General features: G+C 64.4%; 29 protein-coding genes. 13 read left to right on the plus strand and 16 right to left on the minus strand.

Annotated elements, in window-relative coordinates; translation table 11 throughout:
- Nucleotides 1–25 precede the first annotated feature (25 nt).
- A complete protein-coding gene (gene pip, locus ACROSR_RS04105; protein WP_432682504.1) occupies nucleotides 26–1,000 on the plus strand; it encodes a prolyl aminopeptidase in 975 nt (324 codons plus the stop codon).
- A 33-nt stretch (nucleotides 1,001–1,033) separates the two neighbouring features.
- Nucleotides 1,034–2,101, plus strand: coding sequence for a cell division protein ZapE (zapE, locus tag ACROSR_RS04110; protein WP_432682505.1), 1,068 nt, complete (start codon nucleotides 1,034–1,036; stop codon nucleotides 2,099–2,101).
- Nucleotides 2,102–2,178: 77 nt separating this feature from the next.
- Here the strand turns inward: zapE and ACROSR_RS04115 are convergent, their stop codons facing one another.
- Genes ACROSR_RS04115 through ACROSR_RS04130 form a run of 4 tightly spaced genes read right to left on the minus strand, consistent with a single transcriptional unit; the run spans nucleotide 2,179 to nucleotide 4,474 of the window.
- Nucleotides 2,179–2,619, minus strand: coding sequence for a MarR family winged helix-turn-helix transcriptional regulator (locus ACROSR_RS04115; protein WP_432682506.1), 441 nt, complete (start codon nucleotides 2,617–2,619; stop codon nucleotides 2,179–2,181).
- Nucleotides 2,620–3,450, minus strand: a complete 831-nt coding sequence (locus ACROSR_RS04120) for a carbon-nitrogen hydrolase family protein (RefSeq protein ID WP_432682507.1) — start codon at nucleotides 3,448–3,450, stop codon at nucleotides 2,620–2,622.
- Nucleotides 3,451–3,454: 4 nt separating this feature from the next.
- On the minus strand, nucleotides 3,455–3,712 hold the full coding sequence (gene grxC / locus ACROSR_RS04125) for a glutaredoxin 3 (RefSeq protein WP_432682508.1): 258 nt from the start codon (nucleotides 3,710–3,712) through the stop codon (nucleotides 3,455–3,457).
- A 30-nt stretch (nucleotides 3,713–3,742) separates the two neighbouring features.
- The gene (locus tag ACROSR_RS04130; RefSeq protein WP_432682509.1) at nucleotides 3,743–4,474 is read right to left on the minus strand and encodes a double zinc ribbon domain-containing protein; all 732 of its coding nucleotides are present in this window, start codon (nucleotides 4,472–4,474) and stop codon (nucleotides 3,743–3,745) included.
- 15 nt (nucleotides 4,475–4,489) lie between these two features.
- Between ACROSR_RS04130 and ACROSR_RS04135 the strand changes: the two genes are divergently transcribed.
- Together ACROSR_RS04135 and hemH are read left to right on the plus strand one after the other, a co-directional pair.
- A complete protein-coding gene (locus ACROSR_RS04135) occupies nucleotides 4,490–5,308 on the plus strand; it encodes a methyltransferase domain-containing protein (protein ID WP_432682510.1) in 819 nt (272 codons plus the stop codon).
- A gap of 58 nt (nucleotides 5,309–5,366) precedes the next feature.
- Nucleotides 5,367–6,431: a ferrochelatase gene (gene hemH / locus ACROSR_RS04140; RefSeq protein WP_432682511.1), complete on the plus strand. Its 1,065-nt coding sequence runs from the start codon at nucleotides 5,367–5,369 to the stop codon at nucleotides 6,429–6,431.
- A gap of 93 nt (nucleotides 6,432–6,524) precedes the next feature.
- On the opposite strand, the gene ACROSR_RS04145 is transcribed toward hemH, so the two are convergent.
- Both ACROSR_RS04145 and ACROSR_RS04150 read right to left on the minus strand, forming a co-directional pair.
- Complete coding sequence (locus tag ACROSR_RS04145; RefSeq protein WP_432682512.1) at nucleotides 6,525–6,713, minus strand: hypothetical protein; 189 nt, start codon at nucleotides 6,711–6,713, stop codon at nucleotides 6,525–6,527.
- Nucleotides 6,714–6,850: 137 nt separating this feature from the next.
- A complete protein-coding gene (locus ACROSR_RS04150; protein ID WP_432682513.1) occupies nucleotides 6,851–7,453 on the minus strand; it encodes a L,D-transpeptidase in 603 nt (200 codons plus the stop codon).
- Nucleotides 7,454–7,626: 173 nt separating this feature from the next.
- Here ACROSR_RS04150 and dalA point away from each other — a divergent pair, with 173 nt between their 5' ends.
- Entirely contained in the window at nucleotides 7,627–8,175 is a 549-nt protein-coding gene (dalA, locus tag ACROSR_RS04155; RefSeq protein ID WP_432682514.1) for a divisome-associated lipoprotein DalA, read from the plus strand.
- Here dalA and ACROSR_RS04160 read toward each other — a convergent pair.
- The 5 genes from ACROSR_RS04160 to hslO all read right to left on the minus strand — a co-directional run bounded on the left by ACROSR_RS04160 (nucleotide 8,159) and on the right by hslO (nucleotide 12,695).
- A complete protein-coding gene (locus ACROSR_RS04160; RefSeq protein ID WP_432682515.1) occupies nucleotides 8,159–8,659 on the minus strand; it encodes a L,D-transpeptidase family protein in 501 nt (166 codons plus the stop codon). The genes dalA and ACROSR_RS04160 overlap by 17 nt on opposite strands.
- Before the next feature lie 85 nt (nucleotides 8,660–8,744).
- Nucleotides 8,745–9,968, minus strand: a complete 1,224-nt coding sequence (locus ACROSR_RS04165) for a class I SAM-dependent RNA methyltransferase (protein ID WP_432682516.1) — start codon at nucleotides 9,966–9,968, stop codon at nucleotides 8,745–8,747.
- Complete coding sequence (locus ACROSR_RS04170; RefSeq protein WP_432682517.1) at nucleotides 9,965–11,110, minus strand: CCA tRNA nucleotidyltransferase; 1,146 nt, start codon at nucleotides 11,108–11,110, stop codon at nucleotides 9,965–9,967. Before ACROSR_RS04170 ends, ACROSR_RS04165 begins: the two co-directional genes overlap by 4 nt.
- Nucleotides 11,107–11,706, minus strand: coding sequence for a CoA pyrophosphatase (locus ACROSR_RS04175; RefSeq protein ID WP_432682689.1), 600 nt, complete (start codon nucleotides 11,704–11,706; stop codon nucleotides 11,107–11,109). Before ACROSR_RS04175 ends, ACROSR_RS04170 begins: the two co-directional genes overlap by 4 nt.
- Nucleotides 11,707–11,708: 2 nt before the next feature.
- A complete protein-coding gene (hslO, locus tag ACROSR_RS04180) occupies nucleotides 11,709–12,695 on the minus strand; it encodes an Hsp33 family molecular chaperone HslO (RefSeq protein ID WP_432682518.1) in 987 nt (328 codons plus the stop codon).
- Between the two features lie 78 nt (nucleotides 12,696–12,773).
- Between hslO and ACROSR_RS04185 the strand changes: the two genes are divergently transcribed.
- Complete coding sequence (locus ACROSR_RS04185; protein WP_432682519.1) at nucleotides 12,774–13,217, plus strand: NUDIX hydrolase; 444 nt, start codon at nucleotides 12,774–12,776, stop codon at nucleotides 13,215–13,217.
- Here ACROSR_RS04185 and ACROSR_RS04190 read toward each other — a convergent pair.
- Nucleotides 13,192–14,469, minus strand: a complete 1,278-nt coding sequence (locus ACROSR_RS04190) for a PP2C family protein-serine/threonine phosphatase (RefSeq protein WP_432682520.1) — start codon at nucleotides 14,467–14,469, stop codon at nucleotides 13,192–13,194. The genes ACROSR_RS04185 and ACROSR_RS04190 overlap by 26 nt on opposite strands.
- A gap of 147 nt (nucleotides 14,470–14,616) precedes the next feature.
- Between ACROSR_RS04190 and ACROSR_RS04195 the strand changes: the two genes are divergently transcribed.
- On the plus strand, nucleotides 14,617–14,952 hold the full coding sequence (locus ACROSR_RS04195) for an Hpt domain-containing protein (RefSeq protein ID WP_432682521.1): 336 nt from the start codon (nucleotides 14,617–14,619) through the stop codon (nucleotides 14,950–14,952).
- Here the strand turns inward: ACROSR_RS04195 and ilvA are convergent.
- On the minus strand, nucleotides 14,949–16,187 hold the full coding sequence (gene ilvA / locus ACROSR_RS04200) for a threonine ammonia-lyase IlvA (RefSeq protein WP_432682522.1): 1,239 nt from the start codon (nucleotides 16,185–16,187) through the stop codon (nucleotides 14,949–14,951). The two genes, ACROSR_RS04195 and ilvA, sit on opposite strands and share 4 nt — an antisense overlap.
- A gap of 103 nt (nucleotides 16,188–16,290) precedes the next feature.
- On the opposite strand from ilvA, the gene ACROSR_RS04205 reads away from it, so the two are divergent.
- From ACROSR_RS04205 to mutS, 3 genes are all read left to right on the plus strand, one after another.
- Nucleotides 16,291–17,517, plus strand: coding sequence for an argininosuccinate synthase (locus ACROSR_RS04205; protein ID WP_432682523.1), 1,227 nt, complete (start codon nucleotides 16,291–16,293; stop codon nucleotides 17,515–17,517).
- Nucleotides 17,518–17,520: 3 nt separating this feature from the next.
- Nucleotides 17,521–18,159, plus strand: coding sequence for a thiopurine S-methyltransferase (tmpT, locus tag ACROSR_RS04210; protein WP_432682524.1), 639 nt, complete (start codon nucleotides 17,521–17,523; stop codon nucleotides 18,157–18,159).
- Nucleotides 18,160–18,277: 118 nt separating this feature from the next.
- Nucleotides 18,278–20,896 (plus strand): DNA mismatch repair protein MutS, encoded by a 2,619-nt coding sequence (gene mutS / locus ACROSR_RS04215; protein WP_432682691.1) that lies wholly within the window; start codon nucleotides 18,278–18,280, stop codon nucleotides 20,894–20,896.
- 36 nt (nucleotides 20,897–20,932) lie between these two features.
- Here the strand turns inward: mutS and ACROSR_RS04220 are convergent, their stop codons facing one another.
- Both ACROSR_RS04220 and hrcA read right to left on the minus strand, forming a co-directional pair.
- Complete coding sequence (locus ACROSR_RS04220; protein WP_432682525.1) at nucleotides 20,933–21,499, minus strand: nucleotide exchange factor GrpE; 567 nt, start codon at nucleotides 21,497–21,499, stop codon at nucleotides 20,933–20,935.
- 9 nt (nucleotides 21,500–21,508) lie between these two features.
- A complete protein-coding gene (gene hrcA, locus ACROSR_RS04225; protein ID WP_432682526.1) occupies nucleotides 21,509–22,573 on the minus strand; it encodes a heat-inducible transcriptional repressor HrcA in 1,065 nt (354 codons plus the stop codon).
- 114 nt (nucleotides 22,574–22,687) lie between these two features.
- On the opposite strand from hrcA, the gene rph reads away from it, so the two are divergent.
- From rph to hemW, 3 genes are read left to right on the plus strand one after another with little or no spacing between them, the layout of a single operon-like run.
- Nucleotides 22,688–23,404: a ribonuclease PH gene (gene rph / locus ACROSR_RS04230; protein WP_432682527.1), complete on the plus strand. Its 717-nt coding sequence runs from the start codon at nucleotides 22,688–22,690 to the stop codon at nucleotides 23,402–23,404.
- On the plus strand, nucleotides 23,364–24,005 hold the full coding sequence (locus ACROSR_RS04235) for a non-canonical purine NTP pyrophosphatase (RefSeq protein ID WP_432682528.1): 642 nt from the start codon (nucleotides 23,364–23,366) through the stop codon (nucleotides 24,003–24,005). The genes rph and ACROSR_RS04235 overlap by 41 nt, the downstream gene beginning before the upstream one ends.
- Complete coding sequence (gene hemW / locus ACROSR_RS04240) at nucleotides 23,998–25,197, plus strand: radical SAM family heme chaperone HemW (protein ID WP_432682529.1); 1,200 nt, start codon at nucleotides 23,998–24,000, stop codon at nucleotides 25,195–25,197. The genes ACROSR_RS04235 and hemW overlap by 8 nt, the downstream gene beginning before the upstream one ends.
- Here the strand turns inward: hemW and ACROSR_RS04245 are convergent.
- Entirely contained in the window at nucleotides 25,165–26,070 is a 906-nt protein-coding gene (locus ACROSR_RS04245; protein ID WP_432682530.1) for a ParB/RepB/Spo0J family partition protein, read from the minus strand. The two genes, hemW and ACROSR_RS04245, sit on opposite strands and share 33 nt — an antisense overlap.
- Nucleotides 26,071–26,075: the final 5 nt, after the last annotated feature.

Consider the following 26,075-nt stretch of genomic DNA (forward strand, 5'->3'; position numbering starts at 1 on the left):
GCAACAGGGTATATATAGGATCTCCATGAACAAGGTCGCGAGCCATAAAACTGCGGTGCAGTATCTTTATCCCCCGATCGAGCCGTTCGACCGGCAGATGATGGATGTGGGCGATGGCCACTCCATCTACGTCGAACAGTCGGGCCGTGCCGATGGCCTGCCGGTGCTGGTGCTGCATGGCGGGCCGGGCGGCGGGTGCAGCCCCGCGATGCGGCGCTATTTCGACCCGAACATCTACCGGATCATCCTGTTCGACCAGCGCGGATGCGGCCGGTCGCGCCCGCATGCCAGCGTCGAGGCCAACACGACATGGCATCTCGTGCGCGACATCGAGCAGATCCGCGAGACCCTCGGCATCGATGCGTGGGTGGTGTTCGGCGGCAGTTGGGGCGCGACGCTGGCGCTGATCTACGGCCAGAGCCATCCTGACCGCGCCCTGCATCTGGCGCTGCGCGGCGTCTTCACCATGACCGAAGCCGAGCTTGACTGGTTCTACGGCGGCGGCGCCGGTGCGTTCTGGCCCGAGACCTGGGCGCGGTTCATCGCCCCCATCCCCGAATCCGAGCGCGGCGACATGATCGCGGCCTATCACAAACGCCTGTTTTCCGGCGATCTCGGGCAGGAAATCAGCCATGCCAAGGCATGGTCGGCGTGGGAAAACGCGCTTGCCACGGTGCACTCGACCGGGGTCGGCGGCGACAGCCCCGCCGAATATGCGCGGGCCTTCGCCCGGCTCGAAAACCACTATTTCACGCATCGCGGCTTTCTCGACCATGACGGGCACATTCTTGCCCGCATGGGGGACCTGCGCGACGTGCCGGGCACGATCGTGCAGGGACGCTATGACATGATCTGCCCACCGGTCACCGCGCATCGCATCGCCGAGGCGTGGCCGAAATCCGACCTTCGGATCATTCCGGTCGCCGGTCACGCCCTGTCAGAGCCGGGAATCAGCGCCGACCTTGTCGGGGTGATGCAGAAGGTCGCACAGCGCTATTGAGCCGGGCTGCCGTCTCGCGGTATCTGACCGGCCATGGAAACGTTGCCAGAGCGATACGCGCACCTTGTGGCCAGTGGCACCCTGACGCCCGATCCCGCGCAAGAGGCCCTGCTGCCCGAGTTCGAGCGCATTCGCGCCGCGCTTGACGCGCCTGCCCCGCGCGGATGGTTTCGCCGCGCGCCGCCCTCGCCCAAGGGGCTGTACCTTTGGGGCGGGGTCGGGCGGGGCAAGTCCATGCTGATGGACATGTTCGTCGAGACCCTGACCGTGCCCAACCGCCGGGTGCATTTCCATGCCTTCATGCAGGAAATCCACGCCTGTCTGCACGCCGCCCGCGCGCGCGGCGAGGCCGATGCGCTGGCCCCCGTGGCGGCCGATGTGGCCAGCGCTGTCAAGCTTCTGGCCTTCGACGAGATGCAGATCACCGATATCACGGATGCGATGATCGTGGCGCGGCTTTTCGATTCGCTCTTTTCGGCCGGGGTGGTGGTCGTCGCGACCTCCAACCGCGTGCCCGACGACCTTTACAAGGACGGGCTCAACCGGCAACTCTTCCTGCCCTTCATCAAGCTCGTCAAGGAGCGCATGGTCGTGCGCGAGATGGCCGGCCCGACCGACTATCGCCAGGACAGGCTGGCCGGGACGCAAGTCTATTTCACCCCCGCGACGCCTGCCAACACCGCCGAGTTGGACAAGATCTGGCAGGATCTGACCGGCGGCGAGGGCGGGCGCCACATCCTGCGCGTCAACAAGCGCGAGGTCGAGATCCCGGCCTTTCACAACGGGGTCGCGCGGGCCAGCTTCTATGATCTCTGTGCGCAGCCGCTGGGGCCGGCCGATTACCTTGCGCTGGCCGAGGCGTCCCGCGTTCTGATCGTCGACAACATCCCCCAACTCGGGCGCGGCAATTTCAACGAGGCCAAGCGCTTTGTCACGCTGATCGACGCACTCTACGAGGCGGGCGTGCAACTGATCTGCACCGCGGCGGCAGAGCCGGAATATCTCTATGTCGAGGGCGAGGGCAGCTTCGAATTCGAGCGTACCGCAAGCCGCCTGCGCGAAATGCAATCCGAGGGCTGGGGCAAGGATTCGGCGGCGTAGATGACGGGCGCGGTGCTTGACGGCACTGCATCCGTAGGGAGCGTTTCGTCGATCCGGTGTCGGGAATCGCGTGCGCGTCAGCCCTCCAGCCGGATCCGCAATTCCCGTAGCACCGGCAGGCTGGCGCGCACGCGATCCTCGCCAAGATCCCGGATCAGGTCAGAGACCATCGGCGTGATTGCCGCCATTGCCGCATCACGCGCCCGGCGGCCCGCGGGGCTGATCGCGACCATCTTGCGACGGGCATCGTCCCAATCGGGGCGGATATGCACATATCCCGCCGTTTCCAGCTTGCGCAGCGTGTTGGTGATCGCCCCGCGCGTGACGTGAAAGCTTTTGGCAAGCTGCGCGGGGCGGCGTTCCCCGCCGACGCGCGCCAGATGGTTGAGCACCGAGAAATGCGAAATCTCCATGCCCTTGGGCAGCACGCGGGCAAGCCGGTTGCGAATGAGCTGTTCATTGGTCAGGATTTCGCTGAACAGCGTCACCGCAAGGGAATGGGCCGGGCTCTCGTCCATTCAGGGACCGTCGAAAGCGCGATCATGGCGCAACGAGGGGACGCGCCCGCGCGCCTTGGCCACCTGCGAGAGATCGAGATCGACCATCACGATACCCGGATCGGTGCCGCCATCGACCAGCACCTCGCCCCACGGCGCCACTGCCATGCTGTGGCCGTGGGTCGTGCGGGGCTTGCCCCGGCACGCGTCATGCGTGCCGGTCTGCGCGGGGGCGAGCACGAAGCACCCCGTCTCGATCGCGCGGGCGCGTAATAGCGAGACCCAATGCGCCGCCCCGGTGACCGGCGAGAACGCCGCGGGCACGGTCAGGATATCCGCCCCCGCCTGCGCCAGCCGCCGGTAGAGCGCCGGAAAGCGGATATCGTAGCAGACCGTCAGGCCCAGCTTGCCCCATGGCGTCTCTGTCAGCACCGCGCGGTCGCCGGGACGGAACCCGTCGGATTCGCGGAACGTTTCCTCGGGCGAGACGTCCACGTCGAACATGTGGATCTTGTCATACCGTGCGCGGATCTCACCATCTGGCCCGATCAGGAAAGAGCGGTTGGCAAAGCGCCCGTCGGCATCATCGGTAAGCAGCGCGAGCGACCCGATCAGCAGCCAGACCCGGTGCCGTGCCGCCGCGGCCGCCAAATCGCGCAAGGTCGGATCGTCGTCCTCGCGATGCAGCACCGATTTCTGATGCGTGCGGCTGGTGGAAACGCAATTGGTGACCTCGGGCGTCAGGACACACTCGGCCCCGTTCGACACGGCCCGGTCCAGCATGTCGCACACCGTCGCGCTGTTCTCGCCGGGCTGATCGCTGCTGGTGATCTGCAAAAGGGCGGCGCGCATCGGATCAGGTGCTCAGCAAGGGGTCTAGCTTGCCGGTGCGATCCAGCGCGAACAGCTCGTCACAGCCGCCGACATGGGTGTCACCGATGAAGATCTGCGGCACGGTGTGGCCGCCATTGGCGCGGCGTTTCATCTCGTCCTTGCGTCCGGGCTGGGTCAGCACGTCGATTTCAGAAAAGCTGACCCCCTTTTGTTTCAGAAGGCGTTTCGCGGCGTGGCAAAAGCCGCAAAGCGGCGATGTGTAGATCTCGACTGGTTGCATGTCACTCATCCTGTTTGCTGTGTCCCAGATTTAAGCGTCCTTGCCGACACGTGCCAGTGTCAGGATGCACACATCCTGCGCACCGGCCTCGTAACAGGCCTGCGTTGCCGCGGAAAGCGTCGCCCCCGAGGTCATCACGTCATCGACCATCAGGATGGGGCGTCCGGCGATCCGGTCAGCACGGCGGGGATTGACGCGAATCGCGCCGTCCAGCATGGCGTGGCGCGCGTCCCGGTCCAGCCCGCCCAGGCTTTGCGTGCGCCGTGGCCGGATCAGCAGGTCGGGACACCACGACAGCGCGGTTTCACGGGCGACGCCCTGTGCCAGCAGCGCAGCCTGATTGAAACGCCGAGACAGCAGGCGCAGCCAGTGCAGCGGCACCGGTGCGATCAGCGTGTCGGGCTGCAACAGCGGCTGCGCCGCGCGTGCCATCCACGCGGATGCGGGCCGTGCCAGATCCTGCCGGTCGCCATGCTTGAGCGCCAGCACCAGCCGCCGCCCATTGTCGTGATACCGCAAGGCGGCACGGCCGCGCGACCACGGTCGAGCGATCGTCAGGCAGTCGTCGCAATAATCAGCCACCGGCCCGCCCTGACCGGGCAGCGGCGTGCCACAAGCGTCGCAGACCAGCCCCGCGATGAACGGCGTGTCGCGCCAGCACGGACCGCACAGACCGAAATCACTTTCGACGAGATCGCCGCAGGAGATACAGCGCGGCGGATAGACAAGCCGAACCGCCGTTTGAAATGCCGAGGCGCGCATTCTATTATCCCTTGCATGAACAATTCAGGTCTGACCGATCGCACCGCCCTTGCCCGTCACCGGACGCGCCCCATCGCCGCACCGGCGATGTTTCTGCACGAGACCGTCGCGGACGAAGTCGAGGATCGTCTGTCTGTGGTTAACAAAAGCTTTACGTCACCGGCCATCGTGACCGGACATCCCGGCTTCTGGCAGGACAGGTTCCCCGACGCGCATGTCGTCCCGGATGACGAGACCCTCGCGCTGACCCCCGGCGCGCATGATCTGGTGATCCATGCGCTGTGCCTGCACTGGGCCAGCGATCCGGTGGGGCAGTTGATCCAGATGCGGCGTGCGCTGGCGCCCGACGGCCTTATGCTGGCGGGGCTGTTCGGCGGGTCCACCTTGCAGGAATTGCGCAGCGCGCTGGCACAGGCCGAGGCGGACGTGACCGGGGGACTGTCGCCGCGAATCCTGCCGATGGGCGAGATCCGCGATCTTGGCGCCCTGTTGCAACGCGCGGGGTTTGCGCTGCCCGTGGCCGACCGGCTGCCACTGACCGTTGAATACGCCGACCCGATGCGACTGATGCACGACCTGCGCGCGATGGGTGAAACCAACGCGATGAGCGCCCGGTCCCGGCGGATGTTGCGGCGCGATGTCCTTCGGCGGGCCTGCGAGATCTACGCGCGCGAATACCCGACCTCTTCGGGCTCGGTGACGGCGACATTCGAGATGATCTTTCTGACAGGCTGGGCCCCGGATGACAGCCAACAGCAACCATTGCGCCCCGGATCGGCCACGACACGGCTTGCGGACGCGTTGGGGACCAAGGAAAACCCGCTGGAAGATTGACCTTCCGGGCGCAGCCGTTATGTCACACGATACCCGAGTGACAGGACTGGACCAGATCATGTTAGATGCAACCCGCGCCGCCACGCGACCCGCGCACGCCCCGGCCGATCACCCCAAGGTGCCACGCGGAAAGATTGGCGTCCTGCTGGCCAATCTTGGGACGCCCGACAATTACGACTACTGGTCGATGCGTCGCTATCTCAACGAGTTCCTGTCGGATCGGCGGGTCATAGATTATTCGCCGTGGCTGTGGCAGCCGCTGTTGCAGCTCGTGATCCTGACCAAGCGGCCTTTCACCAGCGGCGCCGCCTACAAGTCGATCTGGAACGAGGACAAGGGCGAAAGCCCGTTGATGACCATAACCCGCGACCAGACTGAAAAGATGCGGGCCGAGATGCAGGCGCGCCACGGCGACCGTGTGATGGTGGATTTCTGCATGCGCTACGGCAATCCCTCGACCATGTCCAAGGTCCGGGAGATGACAGAGGCCGGCTGCACGCGGATCCTCTTCTTTCCGCTTTACCCGCATTATGCCGGTGCGACTTCGGGCACCGCTGTCGACCAGTTCTTTCGTGCGCTGATGAAGGAAACGTGGCAGCCGATCGCCCGCGTGGTCGAACCGTATTTCGAGAACGAACACTATATCAACGCCTTGGCCGAATCGGTCGAGCGCGCCTATGCCAATGCCGAGACGCGCCCCGAGAAACTGGTGGTGTCGTATCACGGCATGCCGCAGCGTTACCTGCGGCAGGGCGACCCGTATCATTGCCAGTGCCAGAAGACGACGCGCCTGCTAAAGGAACGGCTGGGCTGGGAAGATACCGAGATCACGACAACCTTCCAGTCGGTCTTTGGGCCCGAGGAGTGGCTCAAACCCTACACAGTGGAAGAGGTCGCGCGGCTGGCCCGCGAGGACGGCGTCAAGCGGATCGCGGTGATGGCGCCGGCGTTTTCCGCCGATTGCATCGAGACGTTGGAAGAGATCAACGAGGAGATCCGCGAAAGCTTCGAAGAGGCGGGCGGCGAAGAATTCACCTATATCCCATGCCTCAACGACGACGACGCGCATATCAAGGCGCTGGCGTCGGTGGTGGACAGCAACCTGAAAGGGTGGGTCGGGTAGGATGCCGCGACCCGCGACATGCACGGGGCCGGACATGAAAAAAGGCAGCGTTAAACGCTGCCTTCATGATCTGTCGATCTGACCGAAAGGAGATCAGTCGGCGGCGATGAACGCTGCGACGATGGCCAGCAGAACCAGCGGGACGTAGACCGCTGCTGCGGAAGAGCTTGCGTTGGTCTCTTCGACGATGACCGGCGCTTCCATTTGGGGCTCTTCCAGGTTGCCTGCAAAGCCGGTGGACGCGGCTGCCGAGAAGGCGGCGGCAAGAACGAGTTTCTTCATTATTATCCTCCAGATGTTGAATGCCGCCCGAGGACGGCTCATGATCACGATAAACCTCGTGTCAGTTCATAACCGGCAAACAACGAGGATGACAAATGTATCTTGTCATACCGGGCACATATCCGGAGGACGTGTTGTCAAATTAGCAACACCTGCGTTCCGACCTCGGTCAGGCCGTAAAGCTCTGCGATATGCTCGTTATATAGCCCGATGCACCCGTTGGACGATCGACGCCCGATCTTGCGGGTGTCATGCGTGCCGTGGATACGGTAGTACGTCCAGCTGAGGTGAAGCGCATGTGTCCCCATCGGATTGTCCGGACCGGGCCCGATATATTCCGGCCAGTCGGGATTGCGTTCCAGCATCGAGGGCGTCGGCCGCCAGCTTGGCCCCTCGACCTTGCGCGTGATCGATGTGCGTCCGCGACGGGTCAGATCTTCGGTCAGCGGTACAGAGGACGGATACAGCTTGTAGGTGCTTTCGTCCTCACTCCAGAAATGAACCGCGCGCGAGTCGATATCGACGAGAACCGCCCCCTTGCGCAGATCCGAGAAATAGGGCTGCCAGTCCAGCATGCGGAACCCCGAAGAGTTGCGACGCACACTGCTGTTGAGGTCACGCTCCATCTCGACGGTGTTCTCGGTGTTCATGGTCTGCGCCAGCGCGGGGGCACCGACCATTGCGGCGCTGCCGGCGAGGAATGCGCGGCGGTTCCATCCGTTGCGTGGATCAGAAATCATGGGGGGCATCTCCGGTTATGCAAGTCATCATCCCTTGCAATATATGGCGCGAATGCCGCACTCGCAATTCAAACTCCTGTCAGATCACGGAAACGCGCGCATGCGGGTTTGAATTGACGCCGAACCCGCGCTAATGAAGGACATTCACGGGATAAAACGGGTGGTGTGGAATAATGGTGCGTCTTTTCGGTCTTTGTCTGTCGGCCCTGCTGACACTTGCGGCCTGTGCCGTGCCGCCGCCAGAACCACAGCTTGGCCCCGACGGCAAGCCCGTGCCACGCGTCTACAACATTTCCGAAAGCCAGACCCGGGAAATCCGGTACCGCATGCTCGATGCGGTCAATTCCCTGCGTCAGGCACGGGACGCACCCCCGCTGACGCTTGACGAACGGTTGACCGCGGCCGCCGCCACCCATTCGCGCGACATGGCGGTCCAGAACCGCCCCTGGCATTTCGGATCGGACGGGTCGTCGCCCGTGGATCGCATCCGTCGCGTCGGATATCAGGGCGAGTTGGTGGGCGAGACGATCTCGGAATCCTACGAAAGCGAGTTGGAAACCCTTGCAGCCTGGATGCAGGAAGAAGCCACGCGGCGCGTCATCCTCAACCCCGACGCGACCCGCATGGGCTTTGCCTGGTTGCAAGAGCCGGGCGGCAAGATCTGGTGGACGATGGTGCTGGGCGCCGATCGCGACGGATCGCCCGTCACGCTTGGATGGTGATCGGCGTCCCGTTGCGAACCATCGCGTAGACATCCTCGATCTCGCGATTCGCGACCGCGATGCAGCCCGCGGTCCAGTCGCGGCCCGGAACCGTGCCCGCATTGGGCTCGCCATGAATGAAGATGTCGCCGCCGGGGGACAGCCCCATCGCGCTGGCATAGGCGATATCGGCCTCGTTCGGATAGGACACTCCGATCGACAGGTGAAACGCGCTGTTGGGATTGCGCCGGTCGATCAGGTAGTGCCCTTCGGGCGTGCGCCCGTCGCCCTCGAACCGCTTGTGCCCTTCCGGTGCAAAGCCCAGATGGACTCTGTACCGTTTGAGCAACTTGCGATGGTGCAAGAGGAACATGTCACGCGAGCCCTTCTGGACGATCACCCGAGTCACCTCGGGGCCGTTATAGCTGCGAAACTTGGAATTTCCCGCACACCCTGTCAGGGCCGCCGCCCCGGCAAGGACTGCGAATCGTCGTGTCACTGTCATCGCCTGTCACCGTTTTACTGCCCGGTCTTTTATTGATGACAGGGTACACGTTTTTTCCGGTCTGGCGGTAGCGATTTTTCGTCCGTCACGCGGTTTTCAACGTGAAACCGGCGACCAGCTCGATATGGGCGGACCAGCGGAACTGATCCACGACCTGCACGGGCCCCATTTCGTAGCCATGCGACAGCAGGTACCGCGCATCACGGGCGAAGGTGACAGGGTTGCACGAGATATAGCCAAGGCGTGGCAGCTGCGCGGCGGCGATCTGCGCGATCTGTGCTTCGGCCCCGGCCCGCGGCGGGTCGAGAAGGGCGGCATCGAACCGCGCCAGCTCGTCGGTCAGAAGCGGGCGGCGATAAAGATCGCGCGCCTCGGTGGTGACGGGTTTCAGCCCCGTCGCGTGCCGCCCACCCGCATCGAGGGCGCGCAGCATCTCGGCATCGCCTTCGACCGCATGAAGGTGCGCGCGACGTGCAAGCGGCAGGGTGAACGTGCCACAGCCCGCGAAGAGATCGACGATCCGCGACGACCCCGACAGGATGGTTTCAGCGGCATTCAGCAGCGCGGCCTCGCCATGATCGGTGGCTTGCAGGAACGCACCCGGCGGCGGCACGACACGGGCGGGGCCAAAGACCTGTTCGGGCGCACGCCGGGTGACGATCATCTCGCCGTCCCAGGCCAGTCGGGCGATATCATGCGTGCCTGCCAGATCCGCCAGCGTGGCGCGCAGCGGGCCGTCGGCGGGCTTGCCGCCCGTCACCGCGACGTCCAGCCCCCCGAGCGAACGGGTCAGCGTGACCGCCAGCGGCGCCTTGCGGCTGGTCCCCACCCGCGCAAGATCACGGGCCAGCGGCAGCCCCGCCATCAACTCGGGATGCAACAGGTGACAGTCGGGGATCTCGGTCATCGTCTCGCTGCCACGTGCGTGAAACCCCGCCATCGCACCGGCCTTGGTGCGGCGCGCGGCAAGCGTGGCGCGGCGGCGCGAGCGTGGCGGCGAGGTGTGCACCGCAGCGATCCGGGCCGGTATGTCATGTGCGGCAAGCGCGGTCTCGACCACCTCGGCCTTCCACCGCGCCACGAAATCGTCGGCCGCATGCTGAAGCTGGCAACCGCCGCAGGACTTGAAATGCCGACACGGCGGCGCGACACGATCCGGAGACGGGTCAAGAATACGGATATCGCGCAGCGTCTGGCCGTCCATGACACCCGTCACCACCTCGCCCGGCAGGGTGCGCGGCGCATAGACCGGGCCGTCGGCGATACCGTCGCCGTGGTGGCCCAGACGGGTGATCCTGTGCCCGGTCACAGCAGATCCTCACGGGTCAACGTGAAGCCCGACGCGATCCACTGCGATTCGAGGTCGCGCAGGCGCTGGCCAAGGGCCGGCCCGGCATAGGCCGGTTTCAGATCATCGGCCTTGACCGGAAATTGCGCCCGCGCCCCGCGCGCGCAGTCCGCGACAGCCCCTTGATCAAGCGCTGCGCCCGTGGACGCGGCACGTACCAGTAGCGCATCGCGGCCCGCCTCATAGCCGTACCGATAGCCCAGCTCCGCCGCGCTCATCAGGCTTGCACTGGCCTCGTGCAAACGGGTCACGGTCTTGGTTTCGGCCCGCGACAGGCGCAGGCGCGCCGCCACGTCCACACCGCCAAGAACGGCGAGGCGGCGGATCGCGCCCGGTTCGGTGTCTGTCTGCGCCTCAAGGTGCACCATCGGGGCAAGCGTACCCGCGTCCGCCCCCGGCAGAACCCGTGCCAGCACGCCTGCCGCCTGCATCGCCGCCATGGCGGGCGCGGGGTCCGGGGCGGCGAGGCATTTGCGCATCTCGGCCCCGATGCGTTCGCGCGACAGGTCCGCCAGCCCGTCGAGATTGGCCGCACAGGCGGCCAGCGCGTCGGCGTCCAACCCCGCCTCGGGGTCGCCGTATTGGGCGTGAAAGCGGAAGAACCGCAGGATACGCAGGTAATCCTCGCGGATGCGGGTGCCGGCATCACCGATGAACCGGACGCGCCGCGCCACGAGGTCGTCCATCCCGTCAAGCGGATCAAGCACAGTGCCGTCCGGCTGCGCGTAAAGCGCGTTCATGCTGAAATCGCGTCGCCGCGCATCGGCCGTCAGGTCGGACCCGAACGCGACCTTGGCATGCCGACCGAACGTGTCCACATCCTCGCGGAAGGTCGTGACCTCATGCGGGGTGCCGTCCGAGACGACGGTGACGGTGCCGTGATCGATGCCGGTGGGCACGGATTTCAGGCCTGCCGCGCCCGCCAACCGGATCACCGTGTCTGGGGGTGCGTCGGTCGCCATGTCGATATCGTCCACCGGCACCCGAAGGATCGCGTTGCGCACGCAGCCACCGACGAAAAACACCCGGTATCCCGACGTGGTCAGGGCCGCGCAGACCGCCTGGGTGGCCGACGCGGTGATCCAGTCGCCCGTCAGCCTCATCGCGGCCCTGCCATGTCGGCCATGACCCGCAGGATGCACGCGGTTGCCCCCCAGATGTAGTAGGGGCCGAAGGGCACGGTGTAATAGCGCCGCCAGTCTCCACGCCAGCGGCGTTTCTCGACCCGGAACCGGGCGGAATCGAGCAGGTGCGCCAGCGGGACCTCGAACACCTCGTCCACCTCGCCAACTTCGGGCACCGGCGCGAAGGGCGTGGTGATCCGCGACAGGACGGGCGTCACGTCAAAGCCCGTTACCGTCTCGTGCCGGGGTAAAAAGCCGAGGATCTCGACCGCCGCGGGGTCGAGTCCGATCTCTTCACGGGCCTCGCGCAGCGCCGTCGCGGTGATATCGACGTCGCCTTGATCCTGCTTGCCGCCGGGAAAGGCGATCTGGCCGGGGTGGTGCTTGAGCCCCGAGGCGCGCTTGGTCAGGATCATGGTCCAGCGGTTGTCCCGGCAGATCACCGGAACAAGAACCCCGGCCGCGCGCAAGCGACGTCCCGGCGGCAGCGTCACACCGGGGTTAAGATCGTGGTCCGACGAGCCCGCGCGCCCGGTGCCCAGCGCCGACAGGATAGGGGCCAGCGGATCACCCACCGTCACCCGGCCCCCCCCGGTGCGTCGAACCCCAGCGTCGCGGGGTCCAGCCGGTAATGCGCGCCACAGAACTGGCAATCAGCCGTCACGATCCCCTCGTCGGTGGTCATCGTCTCGATATCCTTGGCCGAATAGATGGACAGGCTGTTGCGCACGCGGTCCTCGGAACAGGTGCAGCCGAACCGAACCGGCTGCATTGTGAAGACGCGCGGTTGCTCTTCGTGAAACAGCCGCACAAGCAGGTCGGTCGGGGCCACAGACGGCCCGATCAGTTCTAGATCCTCGACCGTGTCGAGCAGAACATTCGCCCGGTTCCAGTTTTCGGCATCGTCGCCCTCTACTATATCCTCGGCCTTCAGCAAGCCGCCCTCGCCAGTGCCGCCACCCGGCGCAAAGGGCGATGCCTTGGGCAGCTGTTGCAGCATCACGCCACCGGCACGCCAGTGAACGTCGCCGCCGGGCTCTTTCGACTGGCCGAAGCTGAGCGCGAACCGCGTCGGCAACTGCTCTGACTGGGCAAAGTAGGATTCGGCACAATCGCGCAGCGCCGTCCCGGCAATGGGTGTGATGCCCTGGTACGGAGTCGAGCCCTTGCCCTGGTCGATGAGCACGGCGAAGTACCCCTCGCCCAGTTGTGCGAAGGGCGAGCGATCATCCAGCTTGTCACGGTCGAAACTGGCATAGGCCCGCATGCGCGCCGGCTCGCCCTCGTCGGTGGGGCCGAAATAATCGGTCGCGATCATCCGCACCGCGCCCTTGGTCTGAACCTGCAGCGACAGCTTCCAGCGCAGCTTTATCGTCTGACCGATCATTGCGGTCAAAAGCGCCATTTCAGCGACCAGCGCCTCGACCTGGGCGGGGTAATCATGCTGATCGAGGATACCGTCAAGCACCCCGTCAAGGCGCGCGACACGGCCCCTGATATCCGCATGATCCAGCTGGAACGGCAGGATCGTGTCGTCCCAGGCAATTTTCTGTCCAATGGTCATGGGGTTTCCTTCCAGGCGGGACTTCGGCATATCGTGTGTATCTAGGCGGGACAAGTCGAGGCACCAAGAGGGCGCGGCATGAACAGACGATTCGGAGAGCCCCCGCGCCGCGACGTGATCTACCGGATGCGGCCCGGCACCTATGGCATTTTGCCGATGGGCCGCAAGGTGTTGGTGACCCATCAGGCGGCACCGATGCCCGAGCTGCAATTGCCCGGTGGCGGTATCGACCCGGGCGAACAGCCGCTGCACGCGTTGCATCGCGAGGTGTTCGAGGAAACCGGATGGCTGATCGCGCGACCCCGGCGGCTGGGGGCGTTCCGGCGGTTCACCTATATGCCGGACTACGGGCTATGGGCCGAAAAGCTGTGCATTATCTACCGCGCCGATCCGGTGCGCCCGCTTTGTGATCCGACAGAGCCCGGGCATCGTGCGGTCTGGATCACGCCGCGAGAGGCCGCGCAGGATCTGGGCAATGCCGGGGACCGGCATTTTGTCAGCCGGGCATGGGGTCTGATTTGAATTCCAGCAGCACGGCCGAGATGTCGTCGACGAAATCGGCGCCGTCCGCGAATGCCGACAGCTTCCACACCAGCGATTCGAGGAACGCCTGGCCCCGCGTCTGACGCAGGCCCTGCATGATACGCGCCAGCCCGTCGTCATCCAGCAGGACACCGGCGCCGGTGGTGCATTCCGTCACCCCGTCGGAATGGATGAGCAGACGGTCACCGGGTGCCATCCTGACCTCGACCTCGCTGAATGTCGCAGTGTCGATCAGCCCGACGGGCAGCCCGCCTTCGCCGATAAACTCCACCCGGCCATCGGCGCGTTGAAGGGCCGGATGCGGATGACCCGCCTGCACCAGCGTGACGAGGCCAGTGGTCAGATCGACATTGGCAAGCACGATGGTAAAGTAATGCTCGGTCTCCATCTCGGACATGAAAATCCGGTTCAAAAGCGCCACCGCATCGGCTGGAGGGCGCGCGACGATGCGGCCATCGCGCGTCTTTTGCAGGGCCAGGTTCTGTTCCGGCACGGCGGCCGAGAGATACCCGGCCAATCGCGCCGTCATCAACGCGGAACTGATGCCATGGCCCGACACATCGATCCCGTAAAGCCCGATCTGCCCTTCGGAAATGGGGAACATCCCCACGAGATCGCCCCCCACATGCCCCGCCGATTGCAGCGTCAGCGACACGTCCGCCGCGCCCAGATCGCGGTGACGTTCGCTGACCAGCGATTGTTGCAGGCGCTTGGCCTCGATCAGATCACTGTCGAGCGAATCGTACAGTCCCTGCAGTTCGTCCAGCGTGGATTTGATAAGGCGGTTCTTTTCGGTCAGCTCGCGTTCCATCTGAAGAATACGCGCCCCCGCCGCGATCCGCGCCCGCAATTCGGCCGCGTAGACCGGCTTGGTCAGAAAATCGTCAGCGCCGGCATCAAGACCCAGCGCGACCTCTGTCTTGTCGCTTTTCGAGGTGAGCAGGATGAAATATCCGTAGGTCTCGCGCGGCATCTGTCGAAACGCGCGGCAGAACTCCAGCCCGGTCATCCCCGGCATCATCCAGTCGCTCATGACCAGATCCGGTGCATATTCCGCGCAGATCGCCAGTGCCGCATCGCCCGAGGCGGCCTCGCGCACGTCGAATCCCCAGCCTTGCAACGAGGTGGTCAGAATCCGGCGCTGCAATCGGCTGTCATCCACGACAAGCACGCGACGGATAACGCCTCCCCCGGTCTCGTCTTCGGTGCTCTCGACCACCCGCGCCCGCATGTCAGCATCCTTGGCAATGTGGTGCCGTGCTAGCGTGAGATGCGTTAACGCCGGATGAAGCCTTGAATTGAGCGTATTTGCTGGCGGATTTTAAGGATTTCCAAACACCTCGCGCGCAGACTCTCCGGTGTGAAAGGAGGCTCGACCATGATTGACTGGAGCCACGTGCGAAGGCTGAGGGACGAGATCGGCGCAGACGCGTTCGACGAGGTCGTGGAGCTGTTCGTGGACGAGGTCGAGACAGAGATCAGCAGGCTGCGCGCGTCGGGCAAGACACCGGACCTTGAAGCACAGCTTCATTTCGTGAAGGGCAGTGCCCTCAACCTCGGATTCGTCGACGTCGCGACCCTGTGCGAACGGGGCGAGGCGGCCGCGGCTAACGGACAGGCAGATATCGTGGACGTGACAGGGATCATCGACTGTCTCGATCGATCGAAAGCGGCATTTCTGGCCGGTCTCGATGCGCAGATGATGACCGCCTAGATCAGGAACTCTGCCAGAACCTCGTCCCGCGTGATGTCGCGATAGTCGAACCCGGCCTCGTCCAGCTTGTGCAGGATATCCACAAAGTTTTCGGGGCGTGTCGTCTCGATCCCGATCAGGACGGAGCCGAAGTTGCGCGCCGATTTCTTGAGGTATTCGAACCGGGCGATATCGTCCTCGGGGCCCAGCGTGTCGAGAAAATCACGCAGCGCGCCGGGGCGCTGCGGCAGGCGCAGGATAAAGTATTTCTTGACCCCCGAGAACCGCTGCGCGCGTTCCTTGACTTCGGGCAGACGCTCGAAATCGAAATTCCCGCCCGAAGTGACGCACACCACGGTCTTTCCACGAATCGCATCGCCCATGTCCTTGAGTGCATCAATGGCAAGCGCACCCGCGGGTTCCAGCACGATCCCCTCTACGTTGAGCATTTCAAGAATCGTGGTGCACAGCCGATCCTCGTCGATCACCCGCGCACAGGCCGGGTCGAGATCCGCGAGCTTGGCAAAGGTCCGCGCGCCGATCTGGGCCACGGCAGCGCCGTCCGCGAAATTCCGGACATGATCGAGCCGGACCGGCCGCCCCGCCGCGAAAGCCGCGGCAAGGCAGGCACCGCCCTCGGGTTCGACCAGCGTGAGCGCGACACGATCCCCGATATAGCTGTGTGCCCCCGCCGACAGACCGCCCCCGCCCACGGGCAGGATCAGATGATCGGGGACCTGCCCGAGCTGGGCCTCGATCTCGACCGCGACGCTGGCCTGCCCCTCGATCACGTCGTCATCGTCAAATGGCGACAGGAAATGCCCGCCGACCTCGCGGCAATGCGCCTGTGCTGCCTGCAGGGTATCGTCGAAATAATCCCCCACCATCCGGATCGTCACCGCGTCGCCGCCGAACTTCTCCGTCTTTCCGATCTTCTGCTGCGGGGTCGTCACCGGCATGAAGATCGCGCCCTTGACCCCGAAGTGCCGGCACATGAACGCGACGCCCTGCGCGTGGTTGCCCGCGCTGGCGCACACGAACTGCGTGGTCTCGGGGTGGGCCGCCAACACCTTGCGCATGGCGTTGAATGCGCCGCGCAGCTTGTAGGACCGCACCGGCGTGAGATCCTCGCGCTTGAGATAGATCTCGGCACCGTAGCGTTCCGACAGGTGATCGTTGCGCTGCAAAGGCGACGGGTCGAACACCGCGCGCATGGCGGCTTCGGCTGTGCGGGCGTTTTCCTGAAACTCTGTCATGCCGATGAAGTGACGCAAAGCCGGGGCGCTGACAAGGGGGGCGACTTGCCCCGACGCAGAAAACCCGCTAAGCGCGCGACGATATTCGAGAAAGGGAAACCACATGTCCGCGCCCAAGAAAGTCGTTCTGGCCTATTCCGGGGGTCTCGACACCTCGATCATCCTGAAATGGCTGCAAACCGAATATGGCTGCGAGGTGGTGACCTTCACCGCCGATCTCGGCCAGGGCGAGGAACTGGACCCTGCGCGCAAGAAGGCCGAGCTGCTGGGGATCGCACCGGGCAACATCTATATCGAGGATCTGCGCGAGGAATTCGTGCGCGATTTCGTCTTTCCGATGTTCCGCGGCAACGCGCTTTACGAGGGGCAATATTTGCTGGGCACGTCGATCGCGCGGCCGCTGATCTCCAAGCGGCTGGTCGAGATCGCCGCCGAGACCGGCGCCGATGCGGTGGCGCATGGCGCGACCGGCAAGGGCAACGACCAGGTGCGGTTCGAACTGGCGGCCTACGCGCTCAATCCCGACATCCGGGTGATCGCGCCGTGGCGCGAATGGGATCTGACCAGCCGCACGCGGCTGATCGACTTTGCCGAAAAGCACCAGATCCCGATTGCCACCGACAAACGCGGCGAGGCGCCGTTTTCCGTCGATGCCAACCTTCTGCACACCTCGAGCGAGGGCAAGGTGCTGGAAGACCCCGCCGAGGCCGCGCCCGATTACGTCTACCAGCGCACGGTGGCCCCCGAGGACGCGCCCGACACCCCCGAGATCGTCGAGATCACCTTTGAGAAGGGCGACGCCGTGGCCATCGACGGCGCGGCGCTGAGCCCCGCGACGATCCTGACGAAACTGAACGAGCTGGGCGGCAAGCACGGGATCGGGCGTCTGGATTTCGTCGAGAACCGCTTCGTGGGGATGAAATCGCGCGGCATCTACGAGACGCCCGGCGGCACCATCCTGCTGGAGGCGCATCGCGGGATCGAGCAGATCACCCTGGACAGCGGGGCGGGCCATCTCAAGGATTCGCTGATGCCGCGCTATGCCGAGCTGATCTATAACGGCTTCTGGTTCAGCCCCGAGCGCGAGATGCTGCAGGCCGCGATCGACCGCAGCCAGACCCATGTCAGCGGCACGGTGCGGCTGAAGCTTTACAAGGGGGCAGTGACCACGATCGGTCGCTGGTCGGATCACAGCCTGTATTCAGAGGCGCATGTGACCTTCGAGGACGATGCCGGCGCCTATGATCAGACCGATGCGGCGGGGTTCATTCAACTGAACGCGCTGCGCCTGAAACTGCTGGCGGCGCGAGATCGGCGCCTGAAAGGCTAGGCGATGGACGCGAAGTTCTGGCACGAACGCTGGCAGGACGGCCGGATCGGGTTCCACGAGGGCTGCGTGAACCGGATGCTGGCGGCGCATATCGGCGCACTCGATCTCGGCGCCGGCGCAAGGATGTTCCTGCCCCTCTGCGGCAAGGCGTTCGACATCCATTGGCTGGTTCACGAGGGCTACCGCGTCGCCGGGGTCGAGCTGAGCGAGGTCGCGGTACAGGAGCTGTTCGCGAATCTGGGTGCGACGCCCGAGGTCACGCAGGCGGGGCCGCTGAAACGCTATGCCACGTCGGGGCTGGAAATCTTCGTCGGCGATATATTCGCGCTGACCGCGGACACGCTGGGCCCGGTGGATGCGGTCTATGACCGCGCCGCCCTCGTTGCCTTGCCCGCCGCGATGCGCAGCGCCTACACGCGGCATGTGGCGCAGATCACCGGCACCGCGCCGCAACTGGTGGTGACCTTCCAATATGACCAGACGCTGATGGACGGTCCGCCGTTTTCGTTGACGCAAGACGAGGTGCGCGACCATTACGCGGCGCAGTACGCGATCACGCCGCTGGAACAGGCGGATGTGCCCGGCGGGCTCAAGGGCGTTTGCCCGGCAACGGAAACCGCCCTTTTGCTGACACCGTCCTGAGCAGGGCCGTCGCCGCGCCCGTCAGTTTGAGCTTTCGCCCATGGGCGCGGGTTTGTAGGCTTTGGGCAGCATGGCGCGAGGAGACAAGGTGACGGGCACGGCCTCCAACGTGACGCCGATGATGGCGCAGTATCTCGAGATCAAGGCGCAGTATCCCCAGGCGCTCTTGTTCTACCGGATGGGTGATTTCTACGAATTGTTCTTCGACGACGCCGCGTTGGCGGCCGAGGCGCTGGACATCGCGCTGACCAAGCGCGGCAAGCATCTTGGCGAGGATATCGCGATGTGCGGCGTGCCCGTGCATTCGGCCGAAGGCTATCTTCTGACGCTGATCCGCAAGGGATTCCGCGTCGCGGTATGCGAGCAGATGGAAGACCCCGCCGAGGCGAAAAAACGCGGCTCGAAATCCGTGGTGCGGCGCGAGGTGGTGCGGCTGGTCACCCCCGGCACGCTGACCGAGGAAAGCCTGCTGGATGCGCGTCGGCACAATTACCTGGCGGCCGTGGCACAGATCCGGGGCGAGGGCGCGCTGGCCTGGGTCGATATCTCGACCGGTGCGTTTCACGTGATGCCGCTGGCGCTGGCGCGGCTGGGGCCGGAACTGGCGCGGCTGGCCCCGCGCGAGGTGGTGGTGTCCGAGACCGACGAGTCCGATCTTCGCGAGGTCGTCTCGGAGAACGGCGCATCGCTCACGGCCCTGGGACGATCAGCATTCGACAGCAGCGGCGGCGAGCAGCGGCTGTGCGCACTGTTCGGGGTCAGCACCCTTGAGGCGTTCGGGGCGTTCACCCGTCCAGAAATCGCGGCGATGGCGGCGATCGTCGAATGGCTGGAGATCACACAGAAGGGCAAGCTGCCCCTCCTGGCCACGCCAGTGCGCGAGGCGCAGGGCCGTGTCATGCAGATCGACGCGGCGACGCGCCGCAACCTGGAACTGACGCAGGCATTGGACGGACGGCGCGCCGGGTCTTTGCTGGCGACCGTGGACCGGACGGTGACGGCCGGCGGTGGGCGACTACTGGAACGGCGGCTGTCCAGCCCCAGCCGCGTGCTGGACGTCGTGCAGGCACGGCTGGATGCGGTTGCCGCGATGGTGGACGCGCCGCAACTGGCCGATGATCTGCGCGACAGCCTGCGCCATGTACCGGATCTGGACCGGGCGCTGTCGCGGCTGGGGCTGGACCGTGGCGGGCCGCGCGATCTGGCGGCGGTGCGCGGTGGGCTGGCGCAAGCGGCCGCGATCGCCCAACGGCTGCAAGGCGTGGAGCTGCCGCCGCTGCTGGCCGAAGCGACAGCAGAGCTGAACGGACACTCAGACCTGCTGGACCTTCTGGACCAGGCGCTGGTGGCCGAGCCGCCATACCTTGCCCGTGATGGCGGGTTCATCGCGCCGGGTCACGACGCCGATCTCGACGAGGCGCGCCAGTTACGCGACGAGGGGCGCGGCGTGATCGCGGGGATGCAGGGCGATTATGTGCAGCAGACCGGCATCACATCGCTGAAGATCAAGCACAACAACGTGCTGGGCTATTTCGTCGAGGTGACGGCAACCCATGCCGAGCGGATGCTGGCCGCGCCGTTGAACGAGACGTTCCGTCACAGGCAGACCACGGCCAACCAGGTGCGCTTTACCACCAGAGAACTGAGCGAGATGGAGACGCGCATCCTCAACGCCGGCGGGCGGGCGCTGGAGATCGAGAAGCGATTGTTCGGGGACCTTTGCGCCGCGGTGCTGGAGCGGTCGGCCGAGGTGGCACAACTGGCGCGCAGCCTGGCCGAGCTGGACCTTGCCACCGGGCTGGCCGATCTCGCGCGGGCCGAGGCATGGTGCCGCCCGGCGGTGGATGACAGCCGTGTGCTGAAGATCGAAGGCGGACGGCATCCGGTGGTGGAACGCGCCCTGCGCGCGCAGGGCGGCGCACCCTTCATCGCCAATGATTGCGCGCTCGATGATGACAGCGACATAAGGCTGCTGACCGGCCCCAACATGGCCGGCAAATCGACATTCCTGCGGCAGAACGCACTGATAGCTCTCTTGGCGCAGATGGGCAGCTACGTTCCGGCCCGCGCGGCACGGGTGGGTCTGGTCAGCCAGCTATTCAGCCGCGTGGGCGCATCCGATGACCTTGCGCGGGGGCGGTCGACCTTCATGGTGGAAATGGTCGAAACCGCCACCATCCTGAACCAGGCAGATGCGCAGGCGCTGGTGATCCTTGACGAGATCGGGCGCGGTACGGCGACTTATGACGGGCTGAGCATCGCTTGGGCGACGCTGGAACATCTGCACGACGTGAACGGCTGCCGCGCGCTGTTCGCCACGCATTACCACGAACTGACCCGACTGAGCGACCGGCTGGCGCGCGTCGACAACGCCACCGTCGCGGTCAAGGAACATGACGGCGAGGTGATCTTCCTGCACGAGGTTCGGCGCGGCGCGGCGGATCGCAGCTACGGCGTGCAGGTGGCCAAGCTTGCGGGGTTGCCACCGCTGGTCGTGGAACGGGCACGCGTTGTCCTTGACGCGTTGGAACGCGGTGAACGCGAGGGCGGCGGCGCGCGACAGGCCCTGATCGACGATCTGCCGCTTTTTGCGGCGATACCGCCACCCGCCCCTGACACGTCGCGCGCGTCGGCGGTCGAGGCGCGCCTGGCCGATGTATTGCCCGACGCGTTGAGCCCGCGTGACGCCCTCGCCCTCGTCTACGAGTTGAAGGACCTTTCTGACGCCACGCGCTGAGACAGGGCGGGGCCCCGCCCCGCCCGGTCTCTGAGCCTACTCGGAGTCGCGGTTTGACGACACGCCAACCTGCGCGGGGCGCAAGATGCGGTCGTGCAGCATGAACCCCTCGGCCGAGACCTGAATGATCTCGCCGGCCTTGGTTCCCGGCAGCGGCGCCTCGAACATCGCCTCGTGATGCTGCGGATCAAAGCGATCACCCACCTGCGGGTCAATCATGGTGATCCCGTGCTTGGAAAACACGTTACGCAACTCTCGCAGCGTCAACTCGATCCCTTCGATCAGCGCCTCGGACCCTGCGCGCTGATCGTCGGTGACGGTTTCCAGTGCGCGCTTGAGGTTGTCATGGATCGGCAGCATGTCGCGCGCCAGTTTCGAGCCGCCGTAATTCTCGGCCTCGCGCCGGTCCTTGTCGGACCGCTTGCGCGCGTTTTCGGCATCGGCGAGGGCGCGCACGAACTTGTCGTGAATCGCGTCGCGTTCGGCGCGCAGCGCGTCGATCTCGGCCGCCTCGTTCGAGATATCCTCGTCGGCGTGTTCCTGCTCTTGCGCGGCGGCTTCCTCTATGTCGTCAAGAAAGTCGTCTTTTCTCGGCTCTGCCATGCTTCCCCTCTAACTCCGGTCGGAGATCAATTTTCCGACCAACTGCGCGGTGTAGTCCACGATCGGCACGATGCGCCCATAGTTGAGCCGCGTCGGGCCGATGACACCCACCGCGCCGATGATCTTACGGTCAGCGTTCATATATGGAGAGACGACCAAAGAGGAACCCGAAAGTGAAAAAAGTTTGTTTTCCGAGCCGATAAAGATGCGCACGCCCTCGCCCTCATCGGCCAATTCCAGGAATTCGGCGATGTCACGCTTGCGTTCAAGATCATCGAACAGCGTGCGGATACGTTCAAGGTCGACATCGGCGGCATCAGCGTCGAGCAGATTCGCCCGACCGCGAACGATCAGTCGCTCGTAACTGTCGCCCTCGCCCTCCCAGACCGCAAGACCGCTTTCAACCAAGGCATGCGACAGCGCGTCTATCTCCTGTCGGCGTGCCTGTATCTCGGTGGCGATCAGATGTTGCACGTCCGACAGCGTCTTGCCCTCGACCAGCGCATTGAGAAAATTCGCCGCCTCACGCATCGAACTTGGGGTCTGACCCGGAGGCGGGGTGAAAATGCGGTTCTCGACATGGCCGTCGGAGAATACGAGCACGACAAGCGCGCGATCGTGACCAAGGCTGACGAACTCGATATGCTTGATCGGCGCCTCGTGCTTGGGTGTCAGAACCAGCGAGGCACCGCGCGTCACCCCCGACAGGGCAGATCCGATCCGATCGAGAACACCGGCCACGTCTTGTGAATTGCTACCCACTGTCGCGTCGATCAGGCGACGGTCGGAGACCTCGACATCGGATACTTCCAGCAGACCATCCACGAACATGCGCAAGCCGTTCTGTGTGGGTATGCGGCCCGCGCTGACATGCGGACTGTCCAGAAGGCCCAGATATTCGAGATCCTGCATCACGTTCCGGATGGTCGCGGCGCTGACCTTTTCGCTGAAATCACGGGTCAGGCTGCGCGAGCCGACCGGATCACCGGTCGCAAGATACCCCTCGACCACGCGGCGAAACACCTCGCGCGAGCGTTCGTTCATCTGATCCAGAATTCGGCTACCGTCGCTCATGTGTCTGAAACCCCGTCCGACCCATCATCAGGCCGGTTCTTGCAAAGGTCAATCGGCCTTGCCATTCCGGTCGCACCGCATGTATTCCCGGCCCGAGAACCAAAAGGAAACACGATGCGCCCTTCAAAGCGAGACTTAAATGAAATGCGGCCGGTTTCAATCGAAACGGGGATCACCAAACATGCCGAAGGGTCGTGCCTGATCCGCATCGGCGACACCCATGTGTTGTGCACGGCGAGTGTTGAGGAGCGGGTCCCGCCCTTCGTGAAGGGCACCGGGTTGGGATGGGTGACCGCGGAATACGGCATGCTGCCGCGGTCCACCGGCAGCCGGATGCGCCGCGAGGCGACGACCGGCAAGCAGGGTGGACGCACCGTGGAAATCCAGCGCCTGATCGGCCGGTGCCTGCGCGCCGGCGTTGACCGCGTCGCCCTTGGCGAGCGGCAGATCACCGTGGATTGCGACGTGATCCAGGCCGATGGCGGGACGCGCTGCGCGTCGATTACCGGCGGGTGGGTTGCGTTGCGGCTGGCCGTCGCGAAACTCATGAAGGCAGGCGACGTGGTCAGCAACCCATTGGTCGATCCGGTCGCGGCCGTATCCTGCGGCATTTATGCCGGGCAACCGATCCTGGACCTGGATTATCCGGAGGATAGCGAGGCCGGGGTCGATGGAAATTTCATCATGACCGGCTCCAAGCGGCTGATCGAGGTCCAGATGAGCGCCGAAGGCGCCACGTATAGCCGCGATCAGATGAACACCTTGCTGGATCTTGCCGAGAAGGGCGTCGATGAGCTGGTCGCCAGACAGCGCGAGGCGACGGGTGCGTAAATTCACCGACGACACGCTGCTCGTCGCGACGCACAATGCGGGCAAGCTGGACGAGATCGTCCAGCTTCTGGCACCCTACGGCGTAACCGTCGTGGGCGCGGCGGAAAAAGGTCTTTCCGTGCCGGACGAGACTGAAACAACCTTTGTCGGCAACGCACGGATCAAGGCACATGCCGCCGCGCGCGCGACCGGACTGCCGTCGCTATCCGATGATTCCGGGATCGTGATCGATGCCCTGGGCGGAGCACCGGGCGTGTACACTGCGGATTGGGCCGAAACAAAGAATGGGCGCGATTTCGTCACGGCGATGACGCGCGCACATGACGAACTGATCGCGAGCAAGGCACCGCAGCCCTGGACCGCGCGCTTTTGCTGCACTCTTGTCCTCGCGTGGCCGGACGGGCAGGATGAGGTGTTCGAGGGCACGATAGAAGGTTGGGTTGTCTGGCCGATGCGCGGCGTGTCCGGGCACGGGTATGACCCTTTGTTCCAGCCCTTGGGATATGACGTGACCTTCGGCGAAATGGACCCGGCAGAAAAGAACCGCATCAGCCACCGCGCCGATGCATTCGCAAAGCTTGTAGGAGACTGCTTTGGCTGAAGATTGGCGGGATGGCGGGTTCGGAATTTACCTGCACTGGCCCTTCTGTCAGGCAAAATGCCCGTATTGCGACTTCAACAGCCATGTCGCACGCGATATAGATCACCGCCGCTGGCGCAACGCCTACCTGTCCGAAATTGACCGCTACGCGGCACTGGTACCGGGACGGGTCGTGAACAGCGTGTTTCTGGGCGGCGGCACGCCCAGCCTGATGGCGCCCGACACCGTACATGACATCCTTGAGCGCGTCCGTCAGGTCTGGCCTGTTGCCAACGACCTTGAGGTGACGCTCGAGGCGAACCCCGGCTCTGTCGAGGCGGGACGGTTCGCGGCGTTCGCGCAGGCGGGGGTCTCGCGCATATCGCTCGGGGTGCAAGCATTGAATGATCGTGACCTTGCACGCCTGGGTCGGGTCCATTCCGTGGCGGAAGCACTTCAAGCTCTTGATATCGCGAAGAAAGCAGTCGATCGGGTCAGCTTTGACCTGATCTATGCGCGGCAGGATCAAGAGCTTTCCGAGTGGTGCGGGGAATTGCGTCAAGCTGTGGATCTTGCCGTCGATCACATGTCACTTTACCAACTCACGATCGAAAGCGGCACGGCGTTCGGAGACCGATACAAGGCCGGCAAGCTGCGCGGGTTGCCTGCCGACGACGTGGCGGCCGACATGTACGATGCGACCCAGGACATCTGCGCGGCGGCCGGTATGCCCGCCTACGAGGTGTCCAACCATGCAAGGCCCGGTGCCGAATCGCGCCACAACATGATCTATTGGCGCTACGGGGATTACGTCGGTATCGGTCCGGGTGCACACGGCCGCCTTACCGTGAATGGGCAAAAATATGCGACCGAGACTTGGCTGCAACCTGACCGCTGGTTGCGTGAAGCCGAAGGAGGCAGCGCTGACTCGATAAAGACGGCGCTATCCAACACGGATCAAGCGGGCGAATACCTTCTTATGGGATTGCGCGTGGCGGATGGAATCGACGTGTCGCGGTTCAGTCGACTGTTGGGACGACCAGTAGACGAAACGACCCTGCGCCACTTGGTAGACATAGGAATGATTGAGCAGAAAGGCGCGCGGATCGCAGCCACACCCGGCGGTCGACGGGTTCTCAATTCGGTTATTTCCGCGCTATTGCCCGATGTGGATGCCGCATCAGATGCTCAGCATGCCGATCAGCCTGTCTAGTTGTTCAAGCTTGTCGTACCGTATGGTGATCTGGCCGTTCTCGGCACCCGGAGTGTGATCTATGCTGACACTCATTGTGAGATGAGCGGATAGATCATCCTCGATCGCTTTTGTGTCTGCATCCTTGGTATTGGTTTTCTTTCGCGTGCGACCACCATTCGTGCCAGCGCCCGTCCGGTCAGATGTGCTCTTTGCAAGTCGTTCCGTCTCACGCACCGACAGACCCTTTTCGACCACCTGACGCGCAAGCACGATCGGATCGTCGGCTGTCAGGATCGCGCGGGCGTGACCGGATGACAAACGTCCCTCTCTGAGATACGTCAAAGCCTCGTCCGGCAGGTTCAGCAGGCGCACCGCGTTCGCGATATGACTTCGGCTTTTGCCAAGAACTTCGGCCAGCTTTTCCTGTGTGTGGCCGAATTTGAGCATGAGCTGACTGAACCCTGTCGCCTCTTCGACCGGGTTGAGATCGGCACGCTGAATGTTCTCTATGATCGCGACCTCAAGCACCTCGGTATCATTGAAATCACGGATGATGACCGGAATCTCGTGCAGCTTGGCCATTTGCGCCGCGCGCCAACGTCGTTCACCGGCCACGATCTCGAAATCATCGAGACTTCGGGGGTTTGCGCGGACGATAAGCGGCTGGATAATTCCATGCTCGGCAATCGATTGGGACAGTTCATGCAGCGCATCCGCATTGAAGTTGCGGCGCGGCTGGTCTGGATTGGGGTGCACCTTCTCGATCGGAACCGTCATATCTGGCTGGCGCGGCTTATCCGCGTCGTCGGGTGCCGCATCATCGTTCATGTCAGCCATCAGGGCGGACAACCCGCGCCCGAGGCCGCGATTCTGGACTTTCTTCGTCGACATCAAAG

It is taken from the genome of Roseovarius tibetensis (assembly GCF_050896375.1).
In the GTDB taxonomy this organism is placed as follows: Bacteria; Pseudomonadota; Alphaproteobacteria; order Rhodobacterales; family Rhodobacteraceae; genus Roseovarius; species Roseovarius tibetensis.